Source organism: Xanthomonas sp. SHU 166 (genome assembly GCF_000364685.1).
GTDB lineage: Bacteria > Pseudomonadota > Gammaproteobacteria > Xanthomonadales > Xanthomonadaceae > Xanthomonas_A > Xanthomonas_A sontii.
On the sequence record NZ_AQOJ01000823.1, the window covers coordinates 1 to 3,254 of the forward strand.

The following is a 3,254-nucleotide window of genomic DNA, read 5'->3' on the forward strand; positions in this document are numbered from 1 at the left end:
CAGCGTTCGCGCAGGTGTCCTACGTCGACGTCGTGCAGGGCCGGATTCCGCCGCAGTCGCTGCGCGGACGCCTGGCGATCGTCGGCGTCACCGCCACCGGTCTGGGGCAGCGGGTGATGACGCCGATGTCCGATGCGCGCTGGATGAGCGCGCCCGAATACCAGGCCAACGTCGCGGCGATGCTGTTGCGCGGCGACCCGATCCTGCCGTCGTCGCGCACTGCCCAGGTGGCCGGGTCCACGCTGCTGGTGCTGCTGGCCTGCCTGGGCACGCAGTGCGCCGGTGGGCGCCGACGGCGCTGGCTGGTGCCGCTGGCGAGCATGGCGGTGGTCGCCGGCGGCAGCCTGCTGTGGCTGCTTCTCGGCAGCCGCTGGTTCGCGCCAGGGGCGGCCCTGCTCGCCCTGGCCATCGTCGCCGCCGGTCAGTTGTGCCTGCACGCGGCACGCTGGCGCCGCCAGGCGCATCGCGACGCCCTGACCGGGCTGGTGAACCGCCACGGCTTCGAACAGGCGTTCGCCCAGGCGCTGGACGAGGCACGGCGCAGCGGCCGGCCGCTGACGCTGATCATCGTCGATGTGGATCATTTCAAGCGCTACAACGACACCCTGGGCCATCGCACCGGCGACCGCGCGCTGAAGCTGGTGGCCGCCGCGGTGGCGCGGCATGCGCGACATCCGCGCGAGGTCGCCGCGCGCTTTGGCGGCGACGAGTTCGCCATGATCCTGCCCGCCACCGATGCCGCCGATGCCAGCCGCATCGCCGCGGCGCTGGTCGAGGAGATCCGCGGGCTGTCGCTGCGCGCGCCGAACGGCAGCGTCGCCATCACCGCCAGCCTGGGCGTGCACAGCGCCACCGCGACAGCGCTCACGTCGGAGCGCGCGTTCTTCGAATCCGCCGACGCGGCGCTGTACCGGGTCAAGCGCGACGGACGCGACGGCTACGCGCTCAGCGACGCGACACCAGCACACCATACGCATGCGTCTGGTAACCTGCCGCACTCCGATCCACCCACTGCCGCGCAATGAAGCCATCGCTGTTCCGCCTGGGCCTGAACCTGTGGCCGCCGTTCCTGTGCGCCGGCATCCACGTGACCGAACTGAGCGCGGACTACCGCCACGCCCGCGTCGAACTGCGCATGCGTCCGTGGAACCGCAACTACGTGGGCACCCATTTCGGCGGCAGCCTGTTCGCCATGACCGATCCGTTCTGGATGCTGCTGACCATGCAGAACCTTGGGCGCGACTACTACGTCTGGGACAAGGCCGGCAGCATCGAGTTCGTGCGCCCGGGGCGCGGCACGGTCAGCGCGCGGTTCGACCTGAACCAGGCCCTGCTGGACGAACTGCGCGCGGCCACCGCCGGCGGCGACAAGCATCTGCGCTGGTTCGAGACCGACGTCGTCGACGCCCAGGGCGAGGTGGTGGCGCGGACGCGCAAGCAGCTGTACGTCAAGCGCAAGCCGCCGCGTTAGCGCGCCTGCCACCGGCGGGTTCGCCAAGGCCGGCGCCGCCTCCGCGCAGGCCGACACACATCGCATGCGATACCGACCGCACCGTCAGCGTGCGCGGCGCCGCGAGGCGAGCGGCAAGGGCGGGCCCCGGCCCAATCGCAGCTGCACGGCCGCGCCGCGAGACCATGCGGCGCCGCACCAACGGCCATCACGCGCCGCTACACTATGCGGATGTCGCCCGATCTCTCCGCTCCCGCCCCCCGCCCGTCCCTGCAACGGCTGTTCTTCACCGGCCTGCTGACCCTGTTGCCGATCTGGCTGACCTGGGTGGTGGTCAAGTTCGTGTTCGTGCTGCTCTCGGGCATCAGCAGCCCCTGGGTGGTGCCGCTGTCGGTGCGCATCGCCGCCTCGTTCCCGCGCGAGCTGGGCTGGGCCACCGCGCAATGGGTGCAGAACATCATCGCCCTGATCGCCACCCTGGCGGTGATCCTGCTGGTCGGCATCCTCAGCCGGCGCATGATCGGCCAGCGCCTGCTGCGCTGGTTCGAGGCCGTGATGCGCCGCATCCCGCTGGCCAGCGTGGTCTACGACAGCGTGCGCAAGCTGGTGGACATCCTGCAGACCCAGCCCGGCAGCACCCAGCGCGTAGTGCTGATCGACTTCCCGCACCGGGACATGAAGTCGGTGGGCCTGGTGACGCGGGTGATCAAGGAACACGGCACCGGCCGCGAGCTGGCCGCGGTGTACGTGCCGACCACGCCCAACCCGACCTCCGGCTACCTGGAGATCGTGCCGGTCGAGTTGCTCACGCCCACCGACTGGAGCGTGGACCAGGCCATGAGCTTCATCATCTCCGGCGGCGCGGTGTCGCCGGAGAGCGTGCCCTTCACCCGCACCGTGGACCGCTGACGCCGATGCGCCGCGGCACGCTCGACGATCGCGCGGTCCGGCTGTTCATCGCCCTGGCGGCGTTCTTCTGCGTCAACGCCGCGCTGGCCGAGTTCATCGGGGTCAAGATTTTCGCCCTGGAAGACACCCTGGGCATCGCGCCGCTGAACTGGAACCTGTTCGGGCAGACGGGCTCGATGAACTTCACCGCCGGCACCCTGCTGTGGCCGCTGGTGTTCATCCTCACCGACACCATCAACGAGTTCTTCGGCCGCCGCGGCGTGCGCTTCATCTCCTGGCTGGCGGTGGCGCTGATCGGCTACGGCTTCCTGTTCGCGTTCGCCGCGATCGCGCTGGCCCCAGCCGGCTTCTGGGTCACCGCGGCGCAACACCAGGGCGTGCCCGACTACCAGGCCGCGTTCGCCGCGGTGTTCGGCCAGGGCATGTGGACCATCGCCGGCTCGCTGGTCGCATTCATGGCCGGCCAGCTGATCGACGTGGCGGTGTTCCACCGCATCCGCAACGTGACCGGCGAGAAGCACGTGTGGCTGCGCGCCACCGGCTCCACCGCAGTCTCGCAGCTGATCGACAGCTTCGTGGTGATCTACATCGCCTTCGTGCTCGGCCCGCAGCACTGGTCGATGCAGCTGTTCCTGGCGGTGAGCACGCTGAACTACATCTGCAAGATGCTGCTGGCGGTGCTGCTGATCCCGTTGCTGTACCTGATGCGGCGGCTGATCACCGATTACCTGACCCCCGAACGCGCCGAACAACTGCGCGAGGAAGCCGCCGCCGACTGAACGCCGGCACACGCGCGAGCGCACCGCACGCGCTTGCGCGCGGCCGTCGTGCAGCGCCGCAGACGCCGATGCCGCCTGGCCCGTCGCGACACGGCGCCCGCCCGCGGCAGGGCGGT

4 protein-coding genes are annotated in these 3,254 nt (G+C 70.4%); all 4 read left to right on the plus strand.

What is annotated here, in order from left to right:
* The coding region (locus D180_RS18880) for a diguanylate cyclase (protein WP_017914013.1) at positions 1–1,025 on the plus strand (1,025 nt) is incomplete at its 5' end.
* Positions 1,022–1,471, plus strand: coding sequence for a DUF4442 domain-containing protein (locus D180_RS18885; protein ID WP_017914014.1), 450 nt, complete (start codon positions 1,022–1,024; stop codon positions 1,469–1,471). The genes D180_RS18880 and D180_RS18885, both read left to right, overlap by 4 nt.
* Positions 1,472–1,681: 210 nt before the next feature.
* Complete coding sequence (locus tag D180_RS18890) at positions 1,682–2,359, plus strand: DUF502 domain-containing protein (protein WP_017914015.1); 678 nt, start codon at positions 1,682–1,684, stop codon at positions 2,357–2,359.
* Complete coding sequence (locus tag D180_RS18895; protein WP_026144042.1) at positions 2,356–3,138, plus strand: queuosine precursor transporter; 783 nt, start codon at positions 2,356–2,358, stop codon at positions 3,136–3,138. The genes D180_RS18890 and D180_RS18895 overlap by 4 nt, the downstream gene beginning before the upstream one ends.
* The last annotated feature ends 116 nt before the right edge of the window (positions 3,139–3,254 follow it).

Excerpts from the sequence above, each read along its gene's own strand:
- D180_RS18885 (WP_017914014.1), top strand. The coding sequence starts at position 1,022 with ATGAAGCCATCGCTGTTCCGCCTGGGCCTGAACCTGTGGCCGCCGTTC.
- D180_RS18890 (WP_017914015.1), top strand. The coding sequence starts at position 1,682 with ATGTCGCCCGATCTCTCCGCTCCCGCCCCCCGCCCGTCCCTGCAACGG.